The 25095-nt window shown below is 59.2% G+C and carries 24 protein-coding genes; 14 read left to right on the top strand and 10 right to left on the bottom strand.

Going from position 1 to position 25095, the window contains the following annotated elements:
• The first annotated feature begins 157 nt into the window (after positions 1 to 157).
• Positions 158 to 787, top strand: coding sequence for a lytic polysaccharide monooxygenase auxiliary activity family 9 protein (locus HUW52_RS13185; protein ID WP_016987059.1), 630 nt, complete (start codon positions 158 to 160; stop codon positions 785 to 787).
• Positions 788 to 830: 43 nt separating this feature from the next.
• A complete protein-coding gene (locus HUW52_RS13190) occupies positions 831 to 1889 on the top strand; it encodes a chitinase (RefSeq protein ID WP_016987060.1) in 1059 nt (352 codons plus the stop codon).
• Between the two features lie 141 nt (positions 1890 to 2030).
• Here HUW52_RS13190 and HUW52_RS13195 read toward each other — a convergent pair whose 3' ends face one another.
• Both HUW52_RS13195 and HUW52_RS30785 read right to left on the bottom strand, forming a co-directional pair.
• Positions 2031 to 2336: a contact-dependent growth inhibition system immunity protein gene (locus tag HUW52_RS13195; protein WP_175553867.1), complete on the bottom strand. Its 306-nt coding sequence runs from the start codon at positions 2334 to 2336 to the stop codon at positions 2031 to 2033.
• Positions 2333 to 7117, bottom strand: a complete 4785-nt coding sequence (locus HUW52_RS30785) for an RHS repeat protein (protein WP_175553868.1) — start codon at positions 7115 to 7117, stop codon at positions 2333 to 2335. Before HUW52_RS30785 ends, HUW52_RS13195 begins: the two co-directional genes overlap by 4 nt.
• A gap of 195 nt (positions 7118 to 7312) precedes the next feature.
• On the opposite strand from HUW52_RS30785, the gene HUW52_RS13205 reads away from it, so the two are divergent.
• Positions 7313 to 7903: an NUDIX domain-containing protein gene (locus HUW52_RS13205; protein ID WP_016986922.1), complete on the top strand. Its 591-nt coding sequence runs from the start codon at positions 7313 to 7315 to the stop codon at positions 7901 to 7903.
• A gap of 1 nt (position 7904) precedes the next feature.
• On the opposite strand, the gene HUW52_RS13210 is transcribed toward HUW52_RS13205, so the two are convergent.
• On the bottom strand, positions 7905 to 8420 hold the full coding sequence (locus HUW52_RS13210; protein WP_175553869.1) for a methylated-DNA--[protein]-cysteine S-methyltransferase: 516 nt from the start codon (positions 8418 to 8420) through the stop codon (positions 7905 to 7907).
• 153 nt (positions 8421 to 8573) lie between these two features.
• On the opposite strand from HUW52_RS13210, the gene ggt reads away from it, so the two are divergent.
• The 3 genes from ggt (at position 8574) to HUW52_RS13225 (ending at position 12082) form a co-directional block, all read left to right on the top strand.
• A complete protein-coding gene (gene ggt, locus HUW52_RS13215) occupies positions 8574 to 10301 on the top strand; it encodes a gamma-glutamyltransferase (protein ID WP_016986920.1) in 1728 nt (575 codons plus the stop codon).
• 67 nt (positions 10302 to 10368) lie between these two features.
• Complete coding sequence (locus tag HUW52_RS13220; RefSeq protein ID WP_175553870.1) at positions 10369 to 10902, top strand: cysteine hydrolase family protein; 534 nt, start codon at positions 10369 to 10371, stop codon at positions 10900 to 10902.
• Positions 10903 to 11068: 166 nt separating this feature from the next.
• Positions 11069 to 12082 (top strand): lysozyme inhibitor LprI family protein, encoded by a 1014-nt coding sequence (locus HUW52_RS13225; protein WP_175553871.1) that lies wholly within the window; start codon positions 11069 to 11071, stop codon positions 12080 to 12082.
• 11 nt (positions 12083 to 12093) lie between these two features.
• On the opposite strand, the gene HUW52_RS13230 is transcribed toward HUW52_RS13225, so the two are convergent.
• A complete protein-coding gene (locus tag HUW52_RS13230) occupies positions 12094 to 12738 on the bottom strand; it encodes a TetR/AcrR family transcriptional regulator (protein WP_122600594.1) in 645 nt (214 codons plus the stop codon).
• 143 nt (positions 12739 to 12881) lie between these two features.
• Here HUW52_RS13230 and HUW52_RS13235 point away from each other — a divergent pair, with 143 nt between their 5' ends.
• On the top strand, positions 12882 to 13340 hold the full coding sequence (locus HUW52_RS13235; protein ID WP_175553872.1) for a GNAT family N-acetyltransferase: 459 nt from the start codon (positions 12882 to 12884) through the stop codon (positions 13338 to 13340).
• Between the two features lie 128 nt (positions 13341 to 13468).
• Positions 13469 to 14104, top strand: a complete 636-nt coding sequence (locus tag HUW52_RS13240; RefSeq protein ID WP_016986915.1) for a hypothetical protein — start codon at positions 13469 to 13471, stop codon at positions 14102 to 14104.
• A 40-nt stretch (positions 14105 to 14144) separates the two neighbouring features.
• On the opposite strand, the gene HUW52_RS13245 is transcribed toward HUW52_RS13240, so the two are convergent.
• Complete coding sequence (locus tag HUW52_RS13245) at positions 14145 to 14690, bottom strand: hypothetical protein (protein WP_175553873.1); 546 nt, start codon at positions 14688 to 14690, stop codon at positions 14145 to 14147.
• Between the two features lie 53 nt (positions 14691 to 14743).
• The gene (locus HUW52_RS13250) at positions 14744 to 15061 is read right to left on the bottom strand and encodes a hypothetical protein (protein ID WP_175553874.1); all 318 of its coding nucleotides are present in this window, start codon (positions 15059 to 15061) and stop codon (positions 14744 to 14746) included.
• 156 nt (positions 15062 to 15217) lie between these two features.
• Between HUW52_RS13250 and HUW52_RS13255 the strand changes: the two genes are divergently transcribed.
• Positions 15218 to 16663 carry a SulP family inorganic anion transporter gene (locus HUW52_RS13255; protein ID WP_175553875.1) on the top strand — a complete coding sequence of 482 codons (1446 nt, stop codon included), beginning with the start codon at positions 15218 to 15220 and terminating at the stop codon, positions 16661 to 16663.
• 526 nt (positions 16664 to 17189) lie between these two features.
• Here HUW52_RS13255 and HUW52_RS13260 read toward each other — a convergent pair.
• On the bottom strand, positions 17190 to 17702 hold the full coding sequence (locus HUW52_RS13260) for a carboxymuconolactone decarboxylase family protein (protein WP_175553876.1): 513 nt from the start codon (positions 17700 to 17702) through the stop codon (positions 17190 to 17192).
• A gap of 282 nt (positions 17703 to 17984) precedes the next feature.
• Between HUW52_RS13260 and HUW52_RS13265 the strand changes: the two genes are divergently transcribed.
• A complete protein-coding gene (locus HUW52_RS13265) occupies positions 17985 to 18800 on the top strand; it encodes an AraC family transcriptional regulator (RefSeq protein WP_175553877.1) in 816 nt (271 codons plus the stop codon).
• Between the two features lie 3 nt (positions 18801 to 18803).
• Here HUW52_RS13265 and HUW52_RS13270 read toward each other — a convergent pair whose 3' ends face one another.
• Positions 18804 to 19697 (bottom strand): DMT family transporter, encoded by an 894-nt coding sequence (locus tag HUW52_RS13270; protein ID WP_175553878.1) that lies wholly within the window; start codon positions 19695 to 19697, stop codon positions 18804 to 18806.
• Positions 19698 to 19786: 89 nt separating this feature from the next.
• Here HUW52_RS13270 and HUW52_RS13275 point away from each other — a divergent pair, with 89 nt between their 5' ends.
• The 4 genes from HUW52_RS13275 (at position 19787) to HUW52_RS13290 (ending at position 22856) form a co-directional block, all read left to right on the top strand.
• Entirely contained in the window at positions 19787 to 21118 is a 1332-nt protein-coding gene (locus HUW52_RS13275) for a PLP-dependent aminotransferase family protein (RefSeq protein WP_175555677.1), read from the top strand.
• A gap of 52 nt (positions 21119 to 21170) precedes the next feature.
• Positions 21171 to 21557 carry a cytochrome c family protein gene (locus HUW52_RS13280; RefSeq protein WP_093441176.1) on the top strand — a complete coding sequence of 129 codons (387 nt, stop codon included), beginning with the start codon at positions 21171 to 21173 and terminating at the stop codon, positions 21555 to 21557.
• 197 nt (positions 21558 to 21754) lie between these two features.
• Entirely contained in the window at positions 21755 to 22450 is a 696-nt protein-coding gene (locus tag HUW52_RS13285) for a hypothetical protein (RefSeq protein WP_175553879.1), read from the top strand.
• Positions 22451 to 22562: 112 nt separating this feature from the next.
• Positions 22563 to 22856, top strand: a complete 294-nt coding sequence (locus HUW52_RS13290; RefSeq protein WP_175553880.1) for a hypothetical protein — start codon at positions 22563 to 22565, stop codon at positions 22854 to 22856.
• Here the strand turns inward: HUW52_RS13290 and HUW52_RS13295 are convergent, their stop codons facing one another.
• Entirely contained in the window at positions 22857 to 24497 is a 1641-nt protein-coding gene (locus HUW52_RS13295; protein ID WP_175553881.1) for a sensor domain-containing diguanylate cyclase, read from the bottom strand.
• 147 nt (positions 24498 to 24644) lie between these two features.
• Complete coding sequence (locus HUW52_RS13300) at positions 24645 to 25085, bottom strand: phage infection protein (RefSeq protein ID WP_175553882.1); 441 nt, start codon at positions 25083 to 25085, stop codon at positions 24645 to 24647.
• Positions 25086 to 25095 lie beyond the last annotated feature (10 nt).

Raw genomic sequence — 25095 nt, forward strand, 5'->3', positions numbered from 1 at the left:
TCGCAGAAGACTGTATATGCATCCAGTATTTGCGATGTTTTTACGGTTCAAAGCTGCTGACTGCGACAAAACCGCCGATGGACAAAAAATCCCTCTCCGTTAGCTTGAAGGCCTCTCCTCGGAAAGGAGAGTTCTTAAATCAACGGAGTGAAAAATCATGAATCAACCACAAACCCAACTGCGACACGGTCGTGTCATTTCCCCTGCAAGCCGTGGTGCGGTTGCCATTGAGCAAGGATTGCTCGGTGCCTGGCAGGTCAATGAAATGGAAGGCGGGAAGAATTTCCCGGCACTGGCAGCGGGGCCATTTCCGGCGCCTTACCAGAGCGACTCGGACAGTGTCACGCCACCGGCCGATGGCTACATCCTCAGTGGCGGCAAGACCGATGCTCGCGATTGCGTGAACTTCACCAGTGACGAAATGAGCAAGAAGCTCGCTCGTCCGTTCACCTGGCCGCTGCTTAACGTCACCCCGGGGCAGACCCTCGAAATCAAATGGGAATACACCGCGCCGCACACCACCCGCGGCTACCGCTGGCTGATCACCAAGGATGGCTGGGACCCGAAACAACGCATCAGCCGCGCGCAACTGGAAGCGCAACCGTTCTTCGAGGACTTCTACACTCAGGTGCCTTATTACAGCTATCCGAATGAGCTGAAGGCCAAGGTCAATCACGCGGTGAAACTACCGGCCAACAAGAGGGGCCATCACGTGATCGTGCTGATGTGGATCGTTGCCAACACCGGTAACGCCTTCTATCAGGCTTTCGACGTCGACTTCAAATAACGGCGCTGTGTCGCCAAACCCACACGTTCTGAAGGATTAGAACATGTCAAAAATCGATTTCTCTTTAGTGCAAAGCGCGGCGAGCGATGCCGCTTCGCTGATGCCGAGCATTGCCGGTAAAAAGATCCTCATGGGCTTCTGGCACAACTGGCCTGCGGGTCCGAGCGATGGTTACCGCCAAGGCCGCTTCGCCGGCCTATCGCTGGAGGAAGTGCCCAAGGAGTACAACGTGGTCGCGGTGGCGTTTATGAAGGGTAGCGGTATTCCTACTTTCAAACCCTTCAACGTTTCCGACGCTGAGTTCCGCCGTCAGGTTGGCGTGCTCAACAGCCAGGGACGGGCCGTGCTGATTTCCCTCGGTGGCGCCGATGCGCATATCGAGTTACGCAGCGGGCAGGAACAACCGCTGGCTAAAGAAATTATCCGTCTGGTGGAAACCTACGGCTTCGACGGGCTGGACATCGATCTTGAACAGAGCGCGATTGATTTCGCTGCCAATAAGACAGTCCTGCCGGCCGCACTGAAACTGGTCAAGGATCACTACGCAGGCCAGGGCAAGCACTTCATCATCAGCATGGCCCCGGAGTTCCCGTACCTGACCAGCACCGGCAAATACATCAGCTATTTGCAGGCACTGGAAGGCTACTACGACTTCATCGCCCCGCAGTTCTACAACCAGGGCGGCGACGGGGTCTGGGTGCCGGAAGCCAACAACGGCGCAGGTGCGTGGATTGCGCAGAACAACGATGCGCTGAAAGAGGATTTCCTCTTCTACCTGACCGAAAGTCTGGTGACCGGCACTCGCGGCTTCACGCGGATCCCGGCAGACAAGTTCGTCATCGGCCTGCCGGCCAACAACGATGCGGCGGCCACCGGTTATGTGATCGACAAAACCGTGGTCGGAAATGTCCTCAAGCGTCTAGCGATCAAGGGGCTGCCGATCAAAGGCTTGATGACCTGGTCGGTGAACTGGGACAACGGCACCAGCAAGGATGGCGTGCCGTACAACTGGGAGTTCAGCCGGCGTTATGGGCCGTTGATTCACGGGGCTCGTTCAGTCGAGCAGGGTGTCGGTGACATACAGTCGCAAGTCGCTCGTTAGCTGCAAATAAAGAAGCCCGGTAGCGCTGCCGGGCTTTTCTTTTTTTAGCGGTTGTTGCTTTAAGTAGGTGACGGGGCTGCTCTGATTAAACCGAAGCAGAAAAACTGGACCTGAAATTTGAGGCCCCTGTAAGTACGCGTACTAGTCAGCCAGGTTTTCGTTCAACTTCCTTTCGATATGGCGTAGCCATACTTCGCCGGAAGCCCATTTGTTCCAGTAACAATAGTAACAATGCATTTCTTTTAAGAGGAACGCCCGCAGGTCTGTTTCTTTTAGCTTTTTGCTGAGCAGGGCTCGCAGTTCGCTACGGACTAAAATCAGCACTTCTTTATCTGAATTTTTCAAAAAGTCGTCAATGACTTGATCCGCTGTGTCATGTTCCACCAGCCAATCTTGATGGAAATAGGCGCCAAAAAAATCTTGAGCTTCTGGAAAGTCATTTTTCATAGCTCTGGAAATCCCGTTAGTAAAAAATATCCCAAAGGCAGCGCAGGGTCTTTTTTCAAGACCAATAGCAATTTTGATGCTGATTGAGAGTGCGTAAGGCCATTGGGCATACTCACACCCACTGGTCGGCCGAGATCATGCGAAAAACTCGTTTTTCCTTTGTTGCTGTTCAAGAATTGAATCACTTTTTGCGAATTCGAGCTTAATGCTTCAGATACTGCAGCTTCAGCTTCGGCGCGATTCATGAAAGTAGAAGCTGCAGGAATGTTGGGCTCTGCATGTAGTCTTTGAGCCAGTTGGATATCAGTTCTTCCAACATGCTTGATAATCAGATGCCCACCTTGGGCTTCATGGGCAGCTAATCCCCCGCCTGGAACAATTTCACTATACGGCCCATCTGCCTGTATCGCTCCCGGGCACGGAGTGCAAGCCAATCCCAACGGATCCACCCACCCCGTCGGATTCGGCACGTACTGGTACTGATTCAGCCCACCAGCCAACTTGATGGGATCCGGCGTCAGATACCGGCCCAGCCTCGGGTCGTAATACCGGTGCCGGTTGTAATGCAGCCCGCTTTCCGCATCGAAGTACTGCCCCTGAAAGCGCAGCGGCTGGTTCAGGTAGTCGTCGCCGGCCAGGGTCAGTGCGGCGACTTTGCCGTAGGCGTCGTATTGCGCGGACCAGACGATGTCGCCGCTGTAGTCGGTGAGTTCCTGCGGGGTGCCGAGGTGGTCGAGTTGGTAGTAGAAGGGGCAGGCTTTTTTCGGGCCTTTGCCGTCGAGCAGCGCGAGCGGGCGGAAGGTGCCGGGTTCGTAGACGTAGCTGCGGTATTCGCTTTCGCTGCTTTCTGCGACGAGGTGGTCGCCTTGCCAGAAGAACTCGGTGGTCTCGCCGTTGACGGTTTTTCGGATGCGCCGGCCGAAAGCGTCGTATTGGTAAGTCGCGGTCTGGCCGTCGGGACGGGTCAGGCCGATCAGGCGGTGCTGGCTGTCGTAGCGGTATTCGGTGACGAGAGTCTGCGCGCGGCCGCGACGTTCGCGGATCAGGTTGCCGAAGGCGTCGTAGTCGTAGTGGCGGTCGCCCTGCATCAGCAGGCGGTTGCCCTTGATCTGGCTCGGGCCGGGGCGGTCCTGCATCAGCAGGTTGCCGGCCGGGTCGTGGGCGAAGCTTTCCGGCAGTTCGTCGCGTGAGTGGCGTACGCGGATGAGGCGGTCGAGCGCGTCGTAGCCGTAGGTGCGTTGGCCGTGGCGGCTGTCGGCGATGTGCGCGAGATTGCCGTTGGCGCTGTAGGCATAATCGCGGCGGTACAGCGAATCGTGCTGATGGCCTACAGCGTGCGCGAGTAAGCGTCCCTGATCGTCGTAGGCATATTCGCTGAGCAGCAGCCCCTGCTGGCGTTGTTGTTCGCGGCCCGACTGGTAGACATGGCGGGTCAGCGATGCGCCATTGAGGTCGATGGCGGCCAGTGCACCGCCCTTGGCGTAGTGATAGTCGAGTTTGCTGTTGTCCGGCAGGCGCATGCGCTGGAGCTGGCCGCAGGCGTCGTAGCGGTAACGCAGGGTGCCCCAGCCTTGATGTTCGGTGATCAGCCGGTCCTGACGGTCGTACTCGAAGGCCAGCGGGTGTTGCTGACCGTCGTCGACACTGATCAGTCGGCCGAGGCGGTCGTATTGGTAACTGACCTTGATGCCGTCGGGCAGGGTTTTGACCAGAAGACGCCCGGCAGCATCGCGCTCATAAGCGGTGAGCAAACAAGAGCCGTCATCACCGAACTCGGTCTTCTCCAGCAGATGGCCGTTGAGGTCATAGGCGTACGCCGTGCGGCGGCCGTCAAAAGCGCTTTCCTGACGAATCAGCCCGGTCGGCGTGTAATCCAGCCGATATTTTTCCCCGGATTCGTTTTCAATCTCGGTGAGCAATAACTGCGCATGGTCGTAGCGGTACTGCACCCGCGTGCCGTCGGGGTTGATCCGCCGCGAGACCAGGTGCAGGTCATCGTCGTATTCGTAGCGGGTGATGCGCCCGAGTTCATCGCGCTCGGCGGTGACCTGACCGTAGGCGCCGTAGCTGTACGCGCGGGTGCTGCCGGTAGGAAACGTCGTCTGAATCAGTCGGCCAACGGCGTCCCAATGTTGCCGGGTGACTGCACCGTGTTCGTCCGCAGTCGTGGTCCGGCGCCCCAGTGCATCGTAGGAAAAGCGCCGTACGCCACCGTCGGGCAAGGTTTCTTCGGTCAACTGGCCGAGGCTGTTCCAGACCAGTCGATGCCGACTGCTGTCCGGGTAGCGGATCGACAGCAACTGACCCCGGGTGTCGTAGTAGTAATGGGTGACCTGACCATCGGGGTCGACCGCTTCGGTGACATCGCCTTCGGCATTGCGCCGATAGATCCACTCCGCATCGCCGCGTGAACGCCGGTACAGGAAACCGTTGCGATACTCGTAGGACGTGGGCGCCTCATCCGGTGGAATCAGCGCGATCAGCCGTCCGACCTCGTCGTAGCGGTATTCGGTGATGGCACCCAAAGCATCCTGCTCGGCGATCAACCGCCCCGAAGAGTCATAGGCCTTGAGCTGCTCACCACCATCCGCCGAGACTTTACGCACCAACCGCGCACGCTCGTCGTGGACGTACGTTTCTTCAGTGCCATCGACGTAATGCACCGCCACGCTGCCGTCGTCGTTCCAGACGTAACGGGTGTCCATCTGCGAAAACGAGGCCCAATGCCTGACACAGCGAGAAGCCTTGCCCGAGCGCTCCCACTCCCAAAAGAAACTCGCGCCGCCAGCCAGTTGCCGCTGCAGAATCACGTGGGCGTCGTCGTAGTCGTAACGCTCGCTGTCGCCGACGGCGTTGGTCGCTTCGATCAGGTGCCGATAAGCGTCGTAGCGGTAACTGACCAGCGCTTGTTCAGTTACCCACTCCGCGTTCTGAAAAACCTGGTAATCCACACCCAGCAACTGCGCCCGGTCATAGCGCAACAGCAGCGAACGCCCGGCACCGTTGTCCAGTCGCTGCACCCGGTCAGACCGATCGCGCTGCACCGTCAGACGATTGCCATAGGCATCGCTGATCGCCGTCAGCCGTCCTGCACGAAAGTGATAAAACCGCGCCGTATCCCCGGCCAGCGCCAGGATCAGCTCTTCCGGTTCATCACCCAGAAAAATCGCCGCCCGCGACAAACTGTTGTGAATCGCCGGCCGCTCAATACTCGGCAGCGGAAACCGTGTTCGCCGGTTTTCGTGATCGACCCAAACAACCTCATCAGCGAAAAACTCCAGCCGATGCCCCAGCGAATGACTCCAGCCAAACCCCAACCCAACATCGATTTCGGTGGCACTGCTGCGATACAACCGCGTGAACTCAAACGGCAACACGCCATCGAGCACGGCATCGCTCAGGGTCAGCAGTTCTTCGCCAGTGACCATCGACACCGGACAACCGTTGGTGCAGGTGAAGGGCACGCAATCGGCGCTGTCACCATTGGGATTTTTCGCCTGATCTGGCGAGTCGTCGTGAGGTTCATGCCGTTGCAACCGGCTCGAACCGCCAGACTTGTCCCGCGCCAGCGGCGCCGGATTCGGCACCGTCAACACCAGCGAATCGGTCTGACGAATGTTCAGCGGTATCGACGGTGTCGGTTTCAACTCAACGTCACGCGCGTGAAACATCAGCGGCTTCAACGCGCCCGCGTGTTTGCTCAGTTCCGGCGCCGACGTCAGCTCAGCCAACCGCAACGCCGACGCCGCCAGCCATTCCCGCGCCCGCGGCGACTTGACCTTCGCCAGCACCTTGCTGCTCAAGCGCAGTGGCACGCCGATGCCACCCGACAACCCCATCAACAGAAAACTGATCAGCAGTTCGACCCGCACCTCGGCCACCACTTCGGCCAGGTATTGCGGCGGCAGCATCTTCAACCAACTGGTAAACGCGGCCAGATGAATGAACAGCAGCGGTTCGTCACTGAGGATCAGCAGACCGTTGGCAATGGCGTCGCTGGAGGCATTCAACAACGCCTCAAGCTCGGCCTCGCTGAGGTATTCCAGCAATTTTTCACTGTTGGCCTGCAGGTCGGCGAGCAGGGCGAACACTTGCCGGATGTCATCCCAGACGCCATTCAGGGCTTTCTCGAATCCGCGCCAGTCGGCCTGTTGCAATTGACCGTAACGGCCAAGAAATCCGGCGCTGGAAAACTCCGTCCACTGCGGCTGAAATTCTGTCCACTCAGCGCGCAGCCAGCCTTCCAGGCCGGCAATGACACCTTCATAAGAGGCATACAACGCCTGCACATGGTCGGTGGACACATCGGGAAAGAAGGTGATGCGATAACGCTGGCCCCGATCACAGTTGGTCACCTGCAGAATGCCGCTGGGCCCGATGGTGTGGTGCAGCGGTTCGCCAAAAGTCAGCACACCGCCGATATCGGCAATCACCGGTTCGAGGGTTACCGGGGTGTTGCCGATCGGCACAAACCGCGCGGCCTCGAACATATGCACCAGTGTCAGCGACCCACTGGCCGAGCACATGACCACCGATGAACTGAGCGGTTGGCGCGACTTGATCGGCGCGCTGAGGCGCACGTCGTTGCCGACGGTGAACACCTGCTCGACATCCAGCGCGGAGCCTGTCCAGAACTGCTCGGCCCAGGCGTCGTAGTGGTTCAGGCACAGGCGGAACTCGCGGATCAGGTGTTCGAAGTCCGGCTCGTCCGGGTTCAAAGCAGCAACAACGAGCAGGCCGATGCTGTTGTTCAGGGCCAGCAGCCGATCGGTTGGAAGCATTCGCAGTCTCTCGCGCACATCAAAAAGGTGCGGGGACTTTGCGGGGGATCAAACAGGAAAGAAGTCGGGCGAGTAGGCGACATCTGTAGGATGTTTCGACATGGTTTGTAGGGCGGTATAGGGTTTCGTTTTTTCGTTCACAAAAAAGGGCTTTTACCTACCCAGGTGCCTTCAATGACAAAAGGATCAAGTGTCATGTCAAACACAGCCGAGCGGGTCAACATCGTCGACACTCAGGTGTTGTCCCATGACTGGTATCTGCTGAAGAAAATCACCTTCGACTATCACCGCAACAATGGCGAGTGGCAGCGTCAGACCCGTGAGGTTTACGACCGCGGCAATGGCGCTGCAATTCTGTTGTTCAACCGCGAGCAGCGCACGGTGGTGCTGACCCGGCAGTTCCGCTTGCCGGTGTTCGTCAATGGTCATGATGGTTTGCTGATCGAGGTGGCGGCCGGATTACTCGAGGGCGCTGCGCCGGAGCAGCGGATTCGCGATGAAGCGGAGGAAGAAACCGGTTATCGCGTGCACGATGTGAAAAAGGTATTCGAGGCTTACATGAGCCCCGGCTCGGTGACCGAGAAGCTGCACTTTTTCATTGCCGAATACGATGCGGCGTCGAAAGTCAGCGACGGTGGTGGTCTGGAAGAGGAGACCGAAGAACTGGAAGTTCTGGAGTGGCGATTCGACGAAGCGTTGGCAGCGTTTCAGCGCGGTGAGATCTGCGACGCCAAGACCATCATGCTGTTGCAGTATGCGGCGATGAATAACCTGTTCGGCGCTTGATTCAGAACAGCTCGCCGGTTTTGCCAATTTGCGACCACGGTCCACCCTCCAGAGCCAGCAAGCGCTCTTTCGCCTCGAGCCCACCGGCAAACCCGGTCAGCTTTCCCGACGCGCCAATCACGCGATGACACGGCGCAACGATGGAAATCGGGTTGCGTCCGTTCGCTGCGCCCACTGCCCGCACGGCGCCGGGATTGCCGATCTGTTCGGCAATCTGGCTGTAGGTGCGTGTCTCGCCGAATGGAATGGTCAGCAGCGCCGCCCAGACCTTTTTCTGAAAGTCGGTGCCAGCGAAATCCAGTTCCAGATCAAAACAGTCACGCGTCCCGGAAAAATATTCTTCAAGTTGTCGAGCCGTTCGAATCAGCACCGGATTGTCGGGGGCCTCACTCATCGGCCCGAGGCGCACGCGGTTCGGTTTGTCGTTTTCCCAGAGGATGGCCGCCAGTCGTGAACCGTTCGCGACCAGCTTCAGCTCGCCGACGGGCGAGGGCAGGGTGATGAACGTGTAAGACATGACGGCAGACTCCGGATCAGGGCGGCAACAGTGCCCAGCATACTGTTTGATCGGGGAGGCGCAATACGCAAAGCCGACCATACTGCTTGGTGCTCTTGAAGCGTTCCCCCTCTGTTTTGCACAGACCCTGAAAACAAAAAAAGAGATCGACACATGAAGTACGAACCTTTGGCCAAATCGCTGATAGCGACCTCACTGGCACTCAGCTGTCTCATGGCTCACGCGGCGTCGGTAGCGCCGATTGCCGCCGAAAACGGCATGGTGGTCACCGCGCAACACCTGGCCACCCATGTGGGTGTCGACGTATTGAAAAGTGGCGGCAACGCCGTCGATGCGGCGGTCGCCGTGGGTTACGCACTGGCGGTGGTTTATCCCGCTGCAGGCAACCTCGGTGGTGGCGGTTTCATGACCATTCAATTGGCGGACGGACGCAAGACCTTCCTCGATTTCCGTGAAAAAGCGCCGCTGGCAGCGACGGCCAACATGTACCTCGACAAGGAAGGCAACGTCATTCCCGAACTGAGTACACGCGGCCATTTGGCGGTGGGCGTGCCCGGCACGGTGTCGGGCATGGAGCTGGCACTGAGCAAATACGGGACCAAACCGCGCAAAGAGATGATTGCCCCGGCGATCAAACTGGCGGAAGACGGCTTTGCGCTGGAGCAGGGTGATGTCGAGTTGCTGGAGTACGCCACCGACGTGTTCAAGAAGGACATGCGCGATTCCGGCTCGATCTTCCTGCACAACGGCGAGCCGATGCAGGTCGGGCAGAAACTGGTGCAGAAGGACCTCGGCAAAACTCTGCGGACCATTTCCGAAAAAGGCGCGGACGGCTTCTATAAAGGCTGGGTCGCCGACGCCATCGTCACCTCGAGTCAGGCCAACAAAGGCATCATCACCCAGGCCGACCTCGACAAATACAAGACCCGCGAACTGGCACCGGTGGAATGTGACTACCGTGGTTATCACGTGGTCTCGGCGCCGCCGCCAAGCTCTGGCGGGGTAGTGATCTGCCAGATCATGAACATCCTCGAAGGCTATCCAATGAAGGATCTGGGCTTCCATTCGGCTCAGGGCATGCATTATCAGATCGAAGCCATGCGCCACGCCTATGTCGATCGCAACAGCTATCTCGGTGATCCGGACTTCGTCAAAAACCCGATCGAGCATCTGCTGGACAAGAACTACGCGACCAAACTGCGCGACGCCATCCAGCCGCAAAAGGCTGGCGTGTCGGCTGAACTCAAGCCCGGCGTAGCCCCCCATGAAGGCAGCAACACCACCCACTATTCGATCGTCGACAAGTGGGGCAATGCGGTGTCGGTCACTTACACCCTCAACGACTGGTTCGGCGCGGGCGTGATGGCGAGCAAAACCGGGGTGATCCTCAACGACGAAATGGACGACTTCACCTCCAAGGTCGGCGTGCCGAACATGTACGGGCTGGTGCAGGGCGAAGCTAACGCGATTGCGCCGGGTAAGGCACCGTTGTCGTCGATGAGTCCGACCATCGTCACCAAGGACGGCAAAGTGGTAATGGTGGTCGGTACTCCGGGCGGCAGCCGTATCATCACGGCGACGCTGCTGACCATGCTCAACGTCATTGACTACGGCATGGGCCTGCAGGAGGCGGTCGATGCGCCACGCTTCCACCAGCAGTGGATGCCGGAAGAAACCAACCTCGAAGACTTCGCCGCCAGCCCGGACACGAAGAAGATCCTCGAGAGCTGGGGACACAAGTTCGCCGGGCCGCAGGACGCCAACCACATCGCCGCGATTCTGGTCGGTGCGCCGTCGCTGGGCGGTAAGCCTGTCGGCAAAAACCGCTTCTACGGCGCTAACGATCCACGCCGCAACACCGGCTTGTCACTGGGTTACTGAGGGGCGTAAAAAAGGGGGCGGGCTTACGTCCGCCCCTGTCTCAAGGACTGATCAAGGAAGGCTCATCATGACCACCGCATTACTGATCATCGACGTCCAGCGCGCCCTCTGTTCGGGCGAATACCAGTGCCATGACATTCACCGCGTGATCAACACCATCAACGGTTTAAGCGCTCGCGCCCGCAAGGCTGGCGTTCCGGTGGTGCTGATTCAGCACGAAGAGAAGGACAGCCCGTTGGCTCATGGTGCCGAAGGCTGGCAACTGGCCGAAGGGCTTGAGACATCGCCCAAAGACCTGCGCGTACGCAAAACCACCCCGGACTCGTTCTACCAGACTGACTTGCGCAAACTGCTGCCGAACGAAGATTTCGAAAAACTGGTCATCTGCGGCCTGCAAACCGATTACTGCGTCAACGCCACCGTGCGCCAGGCCCATCAACTGGGTTATGACGTGGTGCTTGCCGCCGATGCGCATTCCACTGTCGACAACGGCAACATGAGCGCCGAAGACATCATCGCCGAACACAACAAGGATCTGGCGCACCTGACTGGAGCTACTGGCCGCATCGACGTCAAACCCGCCGCCGACATCACGTTCTGACAACCCACACAAAACCTGTAGGAGTGAGCCTGCTCGCGATAGCAGTGTGTCAGTTGACGCAGCATCGTCTGACTGGACGCTATCGCGAGCAGGCTCACTCCTACAGTGGCGATTTCCGCTGGCAGCACTGGCATACTGCGCGCCATCCGAAGAATGGAATCTCTCGATGTTCGCGCTCTCCCTACGCCAAGCCTTGTTGCTGACGTCCCTTGCGTTCGCCGCTGTTACCCAAGCCAGCAGTTTCGATTGCGCCAGCGCTGCCAGCAAAACTGAAAGAGCCATTTGCGCAGATCCGTATCTTTCGCAGCTTGATGAGCAGCTTGCAGAGCGTTGGCGCTCGACCCTCGCCAACGTTCCCGATCCCAAGGCTCTCAAGACCGATCAACGGCAATGGCTGAAAAGTCGTAATGCCTGTGGCGCCCTCACGGCCTGTTTGCGCCGCCAGTATTTGATGCGTCAAGCCGAACTGGAACACGCCACTCAGCCCTTCAGTTGGGACGCGACCTGGCAGCTCATTCCGCCGAATACGTCAACGGCGGCAACGGTGACAACCCATCGTCGCGATGCGGCGCACCTCACTTTTGATATTGCAGCGGGCGAGGGTGCCAACTCGGGAAATCTCGAGGGTGTCGCCGTATTTGAAGGCAAAGAAGCGCATTACGCCGAAGGTGAGTGCGCGTTGACGTTCACCCCCATCAATGGCGTTCTGAATATCTCGCAAGTCGGCGCAGATGCCGATTGCGGTGGAGGAATGGGCGTGTATTACGCCGGCACTTATGTCGCCTCGGAACAACCACTGACGCTTGATTACGACATGCTCAGCCTTGGCTTGGCGCGAACGCCTGAGGAAAACCAGGCCCTGCATGGATTGCTCAAGGACGATTATGAAAGACTCGTCGAGGTTTCGGGCACCTTGCAAATCGGTGATCCCTCAGCCGACGTGCCGGGCAGTCAGGTGGTGGAAATGTGGATGCGTGGCCTGGGGGGCACTGGCATCATCATGAGCACAACCGACCAGCGTTTCTGGATCATCCTGCTGACCTACGATGAGCAAGGTCATCAGCGGGCGCGCTATTACACCAACGCGGTGAAATGGAAAGGGCATCTGCCCGATGTTTTGCAAGCCTGGTACCAACGCACAAATGGAAATCGCTCGATCCCACTGGATTCCATGCCCTGATTCCAAACGTCTCACGTCGCAAACAAAACCCCACGAATCTCACCCACCCGCGGCGCTACGACCACGCCCTCCAGCACCATCCGCGTAATCGTCTGCGCCGCCGTTTGATAATCCTCATCCTGCGGCACTTCGCGCCCCATGATCCGGCCCATCTGCCAGCCGATATTGGTGTAAGTGCGCGTCGCCGACCAGATGAACAGCATCAAATGTTCAGGATCCACCGGCGCCAGCAAACCGCGCTCGATCCAGCTGCGCAGGCATTCAACATTGCGCCGTGCTTCGGCCTGCAACAGATCGCGGCACTCGTCCGGCAACTGTCGACCGCCGAGCAGCAACTCGCCACTGAACACCTTGGCAATCGCCGGATGCTCGCGAGCAATGCGAATCCGCGCGGCCACGTAGGCGCGCAAACCCGTCAGCGGATCATCACTTTCACGCAGTACTGCCGAGGCTTCCAGCAGCGGTTCGACAAAACCCAGCAGCACTTTGCCGTAGAGGTTTTCCTTGGTCTGGAAGTAGTAATACAGATTGGCCTTGGGCACCCCGGCACGCGCCGCGATGTCGCGGGTCTGGGTGGCGTCGAAGCCATTGGCAGCGAACTCTTCACTGGCGGCGGCGAGGATCAACTGCTCGTTGCGTACGCGGATGGCGCTCATGGAAACACGGCTTTGCTGGACGGCATGGATAGGTTCTGGCGATTTTGGTTTCGCAATATACAAAACTATATAGCGATGAAGCCAGCACACTCGAAGGGCAACGCTATGCTGTTTCGATCACTTCAGTGAAACGGAGCACAGACATGGCCATTCATGCACTGCGGGCGAACACGACGCATCTGGATGCGCTGGCACCGTTGTTCGATGCCTACCGAGGTTTCTACGAGCAACCTTCGAACCTTGAGCAATCGCGAGCTTTCATCGCCGAGCGTATGGCCGGCAATGAGTCAGCGATTTTTCTGGTTCAGGATGCAGAGGGCGAAGCGCTGGGTTTCGTGCAGTTGTATCCGACGTTCTCGTCCATCGATGCGCACCGCACCTGGCTGCTCAGCGATCTGTTCACCACGCCCGCCGCACGTGGGCGCGGGGTGGGTCGATTGCTGATGAACACGGCGCGTGACTTTGCCTTGGCGAGCGGCGCCAAGGGGCTGGTGCTGGAAACCGCCACTGACAACTTCACGGCGCAAGGCTTGTATGAATCCCTCGGCTACGTGCGTGACAGCGGTTATTACACCTACAACCTTGACTTGCGGCAGGGCTGAGCAAATTTTTTTGCTGATTTCCTGAATTCAGACTTTCGCCCGACCGCCGCTCTCTCTAGAATCCGCCCGGCCTTCACAGTGAAGGCGCAATGCCATCATTTGGATGTGTACACATAGGGACGGACATCATGCAATTCGGGAAAATTCTGGCGCTGGGGTTGGTACTCGCGCTGGGTGGTTGTGCCAGTTTCACTAAAGACGAAGTGGCGCCGGTGACCATGCCGTCGATGGCCAACTATGCCAACAAGCCAAACGTCTACGTCGATTTCGATTTCTATCAGGGTGAGCCGAAAAGTGGTTCCGCCGTGGAAGTGCCGCAGGCACGTGATCAACTGAAACCACAGCTGCAAAAAATCCTCACCGATTCGGGTCTGTTCGGCCGTGTCACTCTGGACGAGTTCCAGAAGCAGCCGGGCGATTACAGCCTGCGTCTGAAAATGTACAACCATCCGCCGAATGCAGGTTCCATGGTGCTGGCCTTCATCAGCGGCTTCAGCATGATGGTGATCCCGGCCTATGGCACGGATCAGTACACCTTGAGCCTGGAAGGCATGGATGGCCAGGGTCAGGCCCTGACCACCGCGAGCAATCACGATGCGATCGGTACCTGGATCGGTATCTGGTTCATCCCGCTGATGGCCAACACGCCAAAAGAAGCGGTGAATGACACGTTTACCCGTCAGGTCAACGCGCTGCTCAAGCAAATGGTTGATAGCAAGAACCTGAAGTACTCGGCACTCGAAACCCGCATTCCACGGGCCTGAAGCCAAAAAAGAGCCGCAATTGCGGCTCTTTTTTTTGCCCTTACTTCAGGGCCTGAATGAACTGTGGATCGCTGTACAGTTCTTTCAGCAAGTCACGCAACATCGGGTTGTAAGCGTTGACCGCGTTCGGGATCGCAATGAAGCCGAAGAAGCTGCTGCTCCACTGGCTGCTGACATTCTTGGTCGCGTCGTACACCACATCGTTGCCGCTGAGCAGGGTGAAACGAGCAGCCAGTTTGCCGTCGCCCGTGCCCATGCCGGCGGACAGTTCGTTCTTCACCACCAGCACTTTCAACTGACGCTGAGCCTGCGGATCAAGCAGGCCGGCCTTGCGCAGCTCTTCAGTGATCGCGTCCTGAATATGCGCTGGGATGCTGCCGGACGGCGAGCGTACCGGGTTGGCGCGGACCACCAGCGAACCTTCACCGGATTCGGCGGTGACTTGAGGATTGCTGATCGCATGCAGCGGCGGGGTTTGCTTGAGCTTCTGCACGTTCTCAAAGCTCGGCTCGTAGCGGGTCATGGTCATGCCACAGCCTTGCAGCAGCACGGCCAGCATCGGGATCAACAGCAGCGACTTCTTCACGGCAGTTCCTTGCGTGGGAATAGAGGAGGGTGCGAATTATGGGCAGAGTGCCATCATTGAGCAACCTCGTTCATTTGCGCGTTGAGCAATTGTTCGATCTGCGCCAATTCCCAGGTACTGAGCAAACTCACCGGATCGGTGCCGTAACGCTGCCAGCTCTCCAGCGCACCTTGTTGCCCCGCGCCATTGCGGGCCGATTCACAGTGGTGTAACCGGCTACCTTCAAAATCCAGCAGCAACTGCCAGCCCTCGATATCGACCGCGACCCGTCCCGCCTCGTCAGGCATCTCGCAGACTTTTAAAGCGAGCACACCCAGCGCCGCTTCACGCAAACGCTGGCACACCTCGCGGGCGCTTAGAAATGCAGACATGGCAAACTCAATGACCAGAGGAGCGCGCCAGCATAAAGCCCGAGCCGACAAGTGTCAGCGTTCACTGGCCCGATCCGCGACAATTCCGTAACATCCGCAACCCTCTTTTTCTCGAACACTTGCAGTCGCGCTCAGTGGCTGCTCGATAGGTAAGCCATGAAACCGATTCGTCTGCGCGCCGATGTCCTGGCCGGACTCACCACCTCGTTTGCCCTGTTGCCCGAATGCATTGCGTTCGCGCTGGTGGCGCACCTCAATCCGCTGATGGGCCTGTATGGCGCCTTCATCATTTGCACGCTGACGGCGTTGTTCGGCGGGCGGCCGGGCATGGTCTCCGGCGCGGCGGGTTCGATGGCCGTGGTCATCGTCGCGCTGGTGGTGCAGCACGGCGTGCAGTATTTGCTGGCGACGGTGTTGCTTGGCGGTTTGATCATGATGGCGTTCGGGCTGTTGCGCCTGGGCAAACTGGTGCGCATGGTGCCGCACTCGGTGATGCTCGGCTTCGTCAATGGCTTGGCGATCATCATTGCGCTGGCGCAACTGGAGCACTTCAAGAGCGGTGAAGACTGGCTCAGCGGTACGCCGCTGTACCTGATGACCGGGTTGGTGGCGCTGACCATGGCCATCGTCTACATCCTGCCGCGCCTGACCCGCGCGGTGCCGCCGGCGCTGGTGGCGATCCTCGGCGTCGGCCTGCTGGTCTACCTGTTCGACCTGCCGACCCGCACCCTCGGCGACATGGCGCACATTGCCGGCGGCTTGCCGACGTTCGCTTTGCCGGACATCCCGTGGAATCTTGAAACCCTGCGCATCATCGCGCCTTACGCGATTCTGATGGCGCTGGTCGGTCTGCTGGAAACCCTGCTGACGTTGAACCTGACCGACGAAATCACCGAAACCCGTGGCTACCCGGATCGCGAGTGCGTGGCGCTCGGTGCGGCCAATATGGTCTCGGGCGCATTCGGTGGCATGGGCGGTTGCGCGATGATCGGCCAGACCGTGATCAATCTCAGCTCCGGTGGGCGCGGGCGCTTGTCTGGCGTGGTCGCTGGGGTGCTGATTCTGTTGTTCATTCTGTTTCTGTCGCCGCTGATCGAGCGTATTCCGCTGGCGGCGCTGGTGGGTGTGATGTTTGTGGTGTCGCAGCAGACTTTTGCCTGGGCGTCGTTGCGGGTGGTGAACAAAGTGCCGCTCAATGATGTGCTGGTGATCATTGCTGTGACTACCATCACTGTGTTCACTGATCTGGCCACCGCGGTGTTGTGCGGCATCATCATCGCTGCGCTCAACTTTGCCTGGCAGCAGGCGCGTGAGTTGTATGCCGATGAGCATCTGGAGGCTGACGGCAGCAAGCTTTATCGTTTGCATGGCACGTTGTTTTTTGCTTCGACTACGCCGTTTCTCAATCAGTTTGATCCGGCTAATGATCCGGCCCGGGTGACTTTGGATTGTCGGCATTTGAGTTTTGTTGATTATTCGGCGATTGCGGCTTTGAGGACTCTGCGCGAGCGCTATGCCAAAGCGGGTAAGCATTTGCAGGTGTTTCATTTGTCTGAGCGGTGCAAGAAATTGTTGAAGCGGGCGGGTGAGGTGCATCACTGATTGTCTGGCTGACTGGGTATATATCCGTTGCTGCGGGTGTTGCTGATTAGGGTTCCGCCCTTACGGCGGGTCACCTTTTCCAAACGCCGAAAAGGTAACCCAAAAGGCTTGCTCCTACGTGCGGCCCGCTCGCTGGGGCTCGGGGTTCCTTCGCTCCGGGATCCATCCGGGCGCAGCGCCTACGGTTTGCTGCGCTGCACCTCCTCTCGCTGTGTTTGGCTGCGCCAAACGGTCGCTGCGCTCCCACCCCCGGATGAATCCCTCCACTCAGCCTTCCGACGTCGCCCGTGGATCAAGATCAAAAGCAGGCGAGCTGACACTCGGCCTATTGGTGGCCGCGTTTACTGTGGGCTGGCTTGCCAGCGATGGCGGCCTGTCAGCCGACCAGTCTCTGGCAGATGTACTCAGATCCAACTGTGGGAGCTTGCCTGCTAGCGATGCGGTCGGTGCAATCAAAGATGCTTTGAATGACACACCGCTATCGCTAGCAGGTCAGCTCCCACAGGTTTTTGTGTTTGGCCAGAATTCAGATGGCCGGGAAGTCGATATCGGTCAGCGCTGCGTTGTTCAGGTAGTTGGTCAGGCTCTGCACGGCCACCAGTGCGATCACTTCGATGATCTTCACGTCGTCGATGCCGGCAGCGCGGGCGGCGGCGATTTGTTCATCACTCAAGTGGCCACGGCTTTCAGTCAATTGGCGGGCGAGGGTTGCGTAGGCGTTGAGCTCGCCCTGGCGTGCGGCGACGATGTCCTGCGCCGAGAGCCCGGCTTTGCCGGCAAACAAGGTGTGTGCCGCCAGGCAGTAGTCGCAACCGTTGACCTGTGAGGTGGCGAGGTACACGGCTTCTTTTTCCTGGGCGTTCAGCGAGGTCTTGCCGAGGATCGCCGAGGCTTGCACGTAGGTTTCGAGGGCCACCGGTGCTTTGGCCAGGGTGGTGAAGACGTTGGGCAGGAAACCGATTTTCCTTTTCACGCCTTCCAGTACTGGGCGGCTGGCGTCGGTGGCGGTTTCGAGGCTGATAGCGTGGATGCGGCTCATGGGGATTCTCCGAGAGTCCGGTGCGTAGTGCGCCGGGGATGGAGGTCATGTTATTGAGTGAGGCTGGTGGATTGGCGGCAAATCGTCGAGGATATGCGGCAGATCGTCCAGATCTGGTGTTCGCTGACAGATTTGTGGTGACTGGACGGGCGTCTTCGCGAGCAAGCTCACTCCCACAGGGGAATGGATTTCAAATGTGGGAGCGAGCTTGCTCGCGAAGGTCGCGGCGCAGTCTCAGCGCTGAAAAGAATACGAGCCGCCCGATAACTGTTGGAGCCGTCCATGGATCGCCTGTCTACCTTGCTCAGCCATTTCGGCGTGACTGCCGGCACTTTTCACAGCGGCACGTTTTGCGGCGTCGCGGTTCATGAAAACGAACCGGTCGGCCATGTGCATCTGTTGCAGGCCGGCGAGTTGCTGCTCAAACCGGGCAGCGAACGTGAGATCCGCCTCAGTGAACCGTCGCTGATCTTCTTCCCCAGACCCTTCGCCCATCGCATGTTTGCCGACGAAGCCATGGACACTCAGGTGGTCTGCGCAACACTGACGTTTGACGGCGGTTCAGGTAATGCACTGGCGGCGGCCCTGCCGGATTATCTGGTGCTGAAACTGACGGACATCCCGGAACTGGGCAACACCGTGGAATGGCTGTTCAAGGAAGCCTTCGAAGGGCATTGCGGCCGCGTGGCGGTGATGGATCGCCTGTTCGAACTGCTGGTGATTCTGCTGTTGCGGCATTTGATCAGCAGTCGCGAGCAGCAACCGGGGATGATCGCCGGGCTGGCTGATCCACGTCTGTCGCGCGCCTTGAACCTGATGCACGAGCAACCGCAAAAGCCATGGAGCGTGGCGGATCTGGCCTCGGTCGCCAACCTGTCCCGCGCCGGATTTGCCGAGCAGTTTCGCCGGATCGTCGGGCAGACGCCGGCCGATTATCTGCTGAGCTGGCGGGTCAGTCTGGCGCAGAAGCGCCTGCGTGAAGGCAAGCCGATTGCGCTGATTGCCGAGGAGGTCGGTTACGAAAGTCCTTCGGCGCTGGCCCGGGCGTTCCGGCGCAAGACCGGGCTCAGTCCTCGGGAGTGGAAGGCGGGAGCCTGAGGTTCATTTGGCGAATTTCTTCGCCCCGGTCACACACAGAATCACGCCCAACGTCACGGCGAGCATGCCGAGGCTGACCTGTTCATGCAGCAGCGTCGCCGCCAGCGCCAGGCCGAAAAACGGCTGCAGTAATTGCAACTGACCGACCGCCGCAATTCCGCCCTGAGCCAGGCCGCGATACCAGAACACAAAGCCGATCAGCATGCTGAACAGCGACACATAGCCCAGACACAACCACGCCGACAGGCTGATCGTGTTGAACGATGTGGGCGCCAGCCACAGACTCAGAATCGTCATCAGCGGCAGCGACAGCAGCAGAGCCCAGCAAATCACCTGCCAGCCGCCGAGGGTTCGCGACAGCTTCGCGCCTTCGGCATAACCGAGGCCGCAAGCGAGAATGGCAGCGAGCATCAACAGGTCACCGGTGGGCGAAGCGCTCAGGCCTTGCGCAAGCGCGAAGCCGACCACCAGCGCGCTGCCGAGAATCGAGAACATCCAGAACACCGGTCGCGGCCGCTCACCGCCGCGCAGCACGGCAAAAATTGCCGTGGCCAGTGGCAGCAAGCCGACAAACACAATCGAATGCGCCGACGTCACGTGTTGCAGCGCCAGTGCGGTCAACAAAGGAAAACCGAGCACCACGCCCATCGCGACAATCAACAGCGACAGCCATTGATCACGCGCCGGCCGCCGCTCGCGAAACAGCCACAGCAGTGTCACCGCCAACACTCCGGCGATGGCGGCGCGGACCACGGTGAGAAACACCGGATCGAACTCCAGCACCGCCAGACGCGTGGCCGGCAGCGAACCGCTGAAGATCACTACGCCGATAAAACCATTGATCCAGCCACTGGTTTTTTCCAGGGCTGGCGTCGTCAGATTCGAAGTCCTTTGCATCGCCGTTCACGCTCAGAAGTGGGTTGCGTTGCGGTCATGCTAGAGCCGAGAATCAGCACAATCAAAGAATTGTCATGGATACATCAGGCATGCCACGTTCGCGCTACAAGACACTGGTTGACGCCTTTGCGGCGGACATTCGCTCGGGCATGTTGCCTCCAGGTACACGGTTGCCGCCCCATCGGCAATTGGCGGCTCAGGAAGGGTTGGCGCTGGTCACGGCTTCGCGCGTGTACGCGGAGCTGGAAGCGATGGGGCTGATCAGCGGCGAGACCGGGCGCGGCACGTTTGTCCGCGAAACCTCGTTGTCGCCGGGGCAGGGCATCGATCAGAAACAAGTGGCGGTCGGCATGATCGACCTCAATTTCAATTACCCGTCGTTGCCCGGTCAGGCGGATTTGTTGCGCAGCGCGTTGCGCCAATTGGCGTTGTCGGGCGACCTGGAAGCGTTGTTGCGTTATCAGCCGCATGCCGGCCGTGCGCATGAACGCGCGTCGGTCGCTAGGCATCTGCTGATGCGCGGGGTGAAGGTCGAGGCCGAGCAAGTACTGATCGTCAACGGCGCCCAACAAGGGCTGGCAGTGACGCTGATGGCGCTGCTCAAACCTGGTGATGTGATTGCCGCCGATGCGCTGACCTATTCCGGGTTCAAGGTGCTGGCCGAAGCGCTGCATCTGGAGGTCGTAGCCATTCCGCTCGGTGCTCAGGGGCCGGATCTCGCCGCGCTGGACAAACTCTGTCGCAGCCGCTCGGTGCGCGCCGTGTACAGCATGCCGACGTTGCACAACCCGTTGGGTTGGGTGATGCCGCTGGCGCAGCGCGAGCAGTTGGTGGCGATTGCACGGCGATATGATCTGACAATAATCGAAGACGCGGCCTACGCCTTTTTGGTTGAAAACCCACCGCGTACGCTGATCGATCTGGCGCCGGAGCGCACGGTTTACGTCTCGGGCCTGTCGAAAAACATCGCCACAGGCCTGCGTGTCGGTTTCATCGCCGCCCCGACCGACGTGGTGTCAGCACTGGAACGCATCATCCGCGCCACGACCTGGAACACCCCAGGCGTCATGACTGCCATCGCCTGTGGCTGGCTCGACGACGGCACGGTGACGGTGCTTGAGGAACAGAAGCGCAACGACGCCAAGGTGCGGCAGGCACTGGCCACCGAAGTGTTGAAAGGACTGCCAAGCATTGGCCATCCGGCGTCGTATTTCCTGTGGCTACCGCTGCCGGAAGACGTGCGCGCCGATCAGATTGTCGTCGAGCTGATGCACGAGCAGATTTCCGTCACCACGGCTGAACCGTTTTCGGTGGCGGGTCATGTGCCGCATGCGATTCGCCTGGCGTTGGGCTCGGTAGAGATGGACGTGTTGCGTCAGGCGTTGAGCAAAGTCAGAAAGATCATTGGCGCTTACCTGTAAAAACAAAATGCTACCCTTGCGCGGCCCGATGCAGACCGATCCGGACCCCTCGATGAAAAACACCGCTGCACTGTCACTCGCCCTGATGCTCGCCACTGGCCTGTCCAGTACGTTCACCCTCGCCGCAGGCGACCCCGAAGCCGGCGCGAAAATTTTTCCGCGTCTGTGCGGCGGCTGCCATCAGGTCGGCGAATCGGCCCGCCCCGGATTCGGTCCGCAACTCAATGGCATCATCGGTCGGCCCGCCGGTACGTCAGCGAATTACGTGTATTCAGAGGCGATGAAGAACTCGGGAGTGACCTGGGATCGCGAAACGCTGATCGCCTATCTGAAAGATCCGAAAGGCGTGGTGCCGGGTACGCGGATGATTTTCTGGGGCTTGAGCGACGAAGAAAAACTCGACAATTTGCTGGCGTACCTCCAGACCTTCACGCAATAACGGCAGCTCCTACAGGGCGTGCGTGTTTTTGAGGTGCAGCGATGTCGGTTGATGCTCTCTGTGACAACCCCCTCCATCACGCTCGATTGATTCCGCCGCCAGGGTCATGACCGTCACCACTACGTCTTCTTCGCGACTCAAGTATTGCGATGTTCGGGCGATATGCCGGACACCCAAGTCCCTGATTGAAAAATGACATGAAAAAGCTACTCGTCGCTGTTGCTGCCCTCGTTTTGCTGACGGGTTGCGTGACCAAAGATCTCAGCGTTGAAGACCGCCAGCAGATCAAAACCGTGAAAGTGCTGCCGGTGTTTGTTGCCGTCGATAACTTTCAATACACCAGCATGACGCAGGCCTGGGGCGCCGGCCTGGGTGCTGGAGCCGGCGCAGCGGCAGGTATGGCCTCAGGTGCTTCGACTTCTGGCGCCGGTGCGTTAACGGGGGCGGGCACTGTGGCAGGGACGAAAGCGGCGGACGTGGCCACCGGCGATATCACTCTGGCGATTCGCAACAACATGAAGGCCAATGGCATCGACCTGAGCCAGTTGATCCGGCAAAGCTTCGAAAAACGCGTACAGCAGGAACATCTGTTTACCGTGGTGGGCGAGGGTGAGCGAGCCGATGCCGAGGTCGAAATTCTGGTCTCTCAATGGGGCCTCTGCCTGAAGAACTTCAGCACCGTGTTGTATCCCGTCATCGGTGCCACGGCGCAAATCAAGCGCAACGGCTCAGCGGTATGGCGTAATTTCGACACGATCTCTGTATCCAACGATGCCAACACCATCGCCTATACACCGGAGCAGTACGCCACGGATCCCGAGGCGTTGCGCAAAGCGTTCAGCCATGTGTCCGATCTGGTGGTCAACAAGCTGGTCGATCACTTGAAACAGTAATCGGCACAAGGCGATCGTGTTCGCGGAACGCTGCGGTCGGTCACGGGTCGATAGGGTACTTGTGCGGTATTTCCCTATCGTCCGGCACACCGTTGCACTCAAGGAGCTCACCATGAAATCTCTGCTACTGGCAGCCCCGCTGTTGCTTGTCAGCGCAATCGCCCATGCCGGCATCCCTATGCTCAACGCGACGTGCCCGGGCAAGATCGAAGTGCACGCCGATGAAGGCGGGCCGATCTACATCAATGGCAAGGAAGGCCAGTTGAAGAAATTCAATGAGAACTACTTCGAAACCAAAGGCGCGGGCGTGACCATTTCCCTGAGCATCAATCCCGACGGTTCGCCTGCGGTGTCGTACACCGGGAAGAACCGGGCCAACGGGATTTGCGAAGTGAAGAAGGGCTGATCACGCCACCTGATTACGACCTGCCGCCTTGGCCTGATACAACTGCTGATCGGCGCGTTTGATCAGTGCGTTGTGGTTGTTATCGGCCGGGTCCGCCAAGCCGAGGCCGATGCTGACCGTCACTTGCCCGATCACCGGGAAGTGAGCTTCGGCGACCGCCACGCGGATCTTCTCGGCGACGACTTCCGGGGTGTCGGGTTTGGCGATTTCCGGCAACAGCACAGCGAACTCTTCGCCGCCGTAACGGGCGACGAAGTCCGTGGTGCGCAAACTGCTCTGAATCAACTGCGCCAATTGTTGCAGCACATCATCACCCACTGCGTGGCCGTGGGAATCATTGATGCGCTTGAAGTGATCGGCATCGATCAGCAGCAGGGAGAACGGACGTCCGGTGCGGCGGAACAGCAGTGTGTATTCGGTGAGTTTCTCGTCGAAACGGCGACGGTTGTAAACGCCGGTCAAACTGTCGTGGGTCGCCAGGCTGAGCAATTCGGCATTGGCCTGCGTCAGCGCAGCGGTGCGTTGCGCGACGGTTGCTTCCAGCGAGGCATTGGCCTCTTGCAGCTCGCGCTCTTTGCCGAGCAGCGATTGCGTCATGGCATCAATGGACTGGCCGAGCTGGGCAATTTCCAGTACTGGGTGCTGCAGCGGGAATTGCGCACCGGGCTGTTGGTTTTGCACCTGCCGCGCCGAGCGCGCGAGCTGTTCGATCGGTCGGCTCAGGTACAGCGCCAGGTAGTAAGCCACCAAGCCGAACAGCACCGCCGCGACCACACCCAGGATCAGCAATTTGTACATCAGCAGGCGCGCCGGTTGCAGTGCTGTTTCCAATGGCTGGCGCACGGCAATCGACCATGACAGCACCGTACTCGATGGCGTCGGTACGGTGACCACGCTGGTGAGGAATCCGTTGCCCGCCGTCCAGCCTTGCCTTTTGGTGTCAATTGCCAGTTGCTGACCCATCAGCGCTTCCGGGTAGAGCACTTTGCCATCGTGATCGATGATCAACGCTTCGATATCCGGCGTTGAGTTTTTATGTGAAAGCGCCGCCGACTCAACAATGCGCGTCACCCAGCTCCAGTGTGCGTGGGCGCCAAGAACACCAATCACCTGGCCGTCTGCGTTGCGGATCGGTGCGGCGAAATCGATGAAGCGCAGCGGTTCACCGTTCGGCAGGGCCGGCAGCATTTTCGCCAGCAACACCGCCTCATGAGGATCGCCGGTGTACTCGCCGCGCAACCCGGCCTGGAACCAGGGCCGTTGCTGCACCGATTGGCCGACCAGCAAGTCGTTCACCGCCTGATGCACCTTGCCCTCGGCATCGGTGACGCCCATCCACGCATACTCGGTGCGGGCCTGGGTGCGCAGTTGCATCGATTTCAGAATCGCCGGGTTATCCAGATCACCACGCTCCAGATGCGGCGCACGGCTGAGCAGATACACCTCCAACTGGCGTTCGCGCAGTCGTTCACCCAACAACGATGCAGCCGAGCGCGCGGTGTTGAGCAACGCATTGCCGCTGGCCTGCTTCATTTGTTCCGTGGCGATATGGCCGACATAGAAGCCCACGCTCAGCAGCGTCAGCAGGGATAAACCGGCAAACCAAAGGGTGAGGTGGCTACGCAGACTGGCTTTGAGCATGGGCAGTCGAGGTCTGTTTTGGAGTTGTGGCCGCATGGTATGCGCAATGGGCGGTGGGTGGCCAGTCGGGGAATGGATGGTTGCGGGCAGGAAAAAGCCCGGCTGATCAGGCCGGGCTTTTCAGGGGATTGCAGTGAAGCCAGTGACTTATGCAACGCGGCGTTCGAGCAGACGATCAGAACCACCTTCAGCAACGCGGCGTTCGATCAGACGATCAGAACCACCTTCAGCAACGCGGCGTTCGATCAGACGATCAGAACCACCTTCAGCAACGCGGCGTTCGATCAGACGATCAGAACCACCTTCAGCAACGCGGCGTTCGATCAGACGATCAGAACCACCTTCGGCAACGCGGCGTTCGAGCAGACGATCAGAACCACCTTCAGCAACGCGGCGTTCGAGCAGGCGATCGGAACCACCTTCGGCAACGCGGCGTTCGATCAGACGATCAGAACCACCCTCAGCAACACGACTTTCAATCAACTTGTCCGAGCCGCCTTCAGCGACCTGGGTATGTGCCGGGGTGGCGGCAAAAGCGTTAATGGCGAAAACCGAAAAAGCGATGCTGAGAAGGGTTTGGCGTTTCATGATCGTGTGC

Origin of the sequence: Pseudomonas sp. 43A, from assembly GCF_013363935.1 — a bacterium.
Lineage (GTDB): Bacteria > Pseudomonadota > Gammaproteobacteria > Pseudomonadales > Pseudomonadaceae > Aquipseudomonas > Aquipseudomonas crudilactis.

Bases quoted from the DNA above. Each gene is read 5' to 3' on its own strand.
- HUW52_RS13185 (WP_016987059.1), top strand. From the start codon at position 158: ATGAATCAACCACAAACCCAACTGCGACACGGTCGTGTCATTTCCCCT.
- HUW52_RS13190 (WP_016987060.1), top strand. From the start codon at position 831: ATGTCAAAAATCGATTTCTCTTTAGTGCAAAGCGCGGCGAGCGATGCC.
- HUW52_RS13195 (WP_175553867.1), bottom strand. From the start codon at position 2,336: ATGAAAAATGACTTTCCAGAAGCTCAAGATTTTTTTGGCGCCTATTTC.
- HUW52_RS30785 (WP_175553868.1), bottom strand. From the start codon at position 7,117: ATGCTTCCAACCGATCGGCTGCTGGCCCTGAACAACAGCATCGGCCTG.
- HUW52_RS13205 (WP_016986922.1), top strand. From the start codon at position 7,313: ATGTCAAACACAGCCGAGCGGGTCAACATCGTCGACACTCAGGTGTTG.
- HUW52_RS13210 (WP_175553869.1), bottom strand. From the start codon at position 8,420: ATGTCTTACACGTTCATCACCCTGCCCTCGCCCGTCGGCGAGCTGAAG.
- ggt (WP_016986920.1), top strand. From the start codon at position 8,574: ATGAAGTACGAACCTTTGGCCAAATCGCTGATAGCGACCTCACTGGCA.
- HUW52_RS13220 (WP_175553870.1), top strand. From the start codon at position 10,369: ATGACCACCGCATTACTGATCATCGACGTCCAGCGCGCCCTCTGTTCG.
- HUW52_RS13225 (WP_175553871.1), top strand. From the start codon at position 11,069: ATGTTCGCGCTCTCCCTACGCCAAGCCTTGTTGCTGACGTCCCTTGCG.
- HUW52_RS13230 (WP_122600594.1), bottom strand. From the start codon at position 12,738: ATGAGCGCCATCCGCGTACGCAACGAGCAGTTGATCCTCGCCGCCGCC.
- HUW52_RS13235 (WP_175553872.1), top strand. From the start codon at position 12,882: ATGGCCATTCATGCACTGCGGGCGAACACGACGCATCTGGATGCGCTG.
- HUW52_RS13240 (WP_016986915.1), top strand. From the start codon at position 13,469: ATGCAATTCGGGAAAATTCTGGCGCTGGGGTTGGTACTCGCGCTGGGT.
- HUW52_RS13250 (WP_175553874.1), bottom strand. From the start codon at position 15,061: ATGTCTGCATTTCTAAGCGCCCGCGAGGTGTGCCAGCGTTTGCGTGAA.
- HUW52_RS13255 (WP_175553875.1), top strand. From the start codon at position 15,218: ATGAAACCGATTCGTCTGCGCGCCGATGTCCTGGCCGGACTCACCACC.
- HUW52_RS13260 (WP_175553876.1), bottom strand. From the start codon at position 17,702: ATGAGCCGCATCCACGCTATCAGCCTCGAAACCGCCACCGACGCCAGC.
- HUW52_RS13265 (WP_175553877.1), top strand. From the start codon at position 17,985: ATGGATCGCCTGTCTACCTTGCTCAGCCATTTCGGCGTGACTGCCGGC.
- HUW52_RS13270 (WP_175553878.1), bottom strand. From the start codon at position 19,697: ATGCAAAGGACTTCGAATCTGACGACGCCAGCCCTGGAAAAAACCAGT.
- HUW52_RS13275 (WP_175555677.1), top strand. From the start codon at position 19,787: ATGCCACGTTCGCGCTACAAGACACTGGTTGACGCCTTTGCGGCGGAC.
- HUW52_RS13280 (WP_093441176.1), top strand. From the start codon at position 21,171: ATGAAAAACACCGCTGCACTGTCACTCGCCCTGATGCTCGCCACTGGC.
- HUW52_RS13285 (WP_175553879.1), top strand. From the start codon at position 21,755: ATGAAAAAGCTACTCGTCGCTGTTGCTGCCCTCGTTTTGCTGACGGGT.
- HUW52_RS13290 (WP_175553880.1), top strand. From the start codon at position 22,563: ATGAAATCTCTGCTACTGGCAGCCCCGCTGTTGCTTGTCAGCGCAATC.
- HUW52_RS13295 (WP_175553881.1), bottom strand. From the start codon at position 24,497: ATGCTCAAAGCCAGTCTGCGTAGCCACCTCACCCTTTGGTTTGCCGGT.
- HUW52_RS13300 (WP_175553882.1), bottom strand. From the start codon at position 25,085: ATGAAACGCCAAACCCTTCTCAGCATCGCTTTTTCGGTTTTCGCCATT.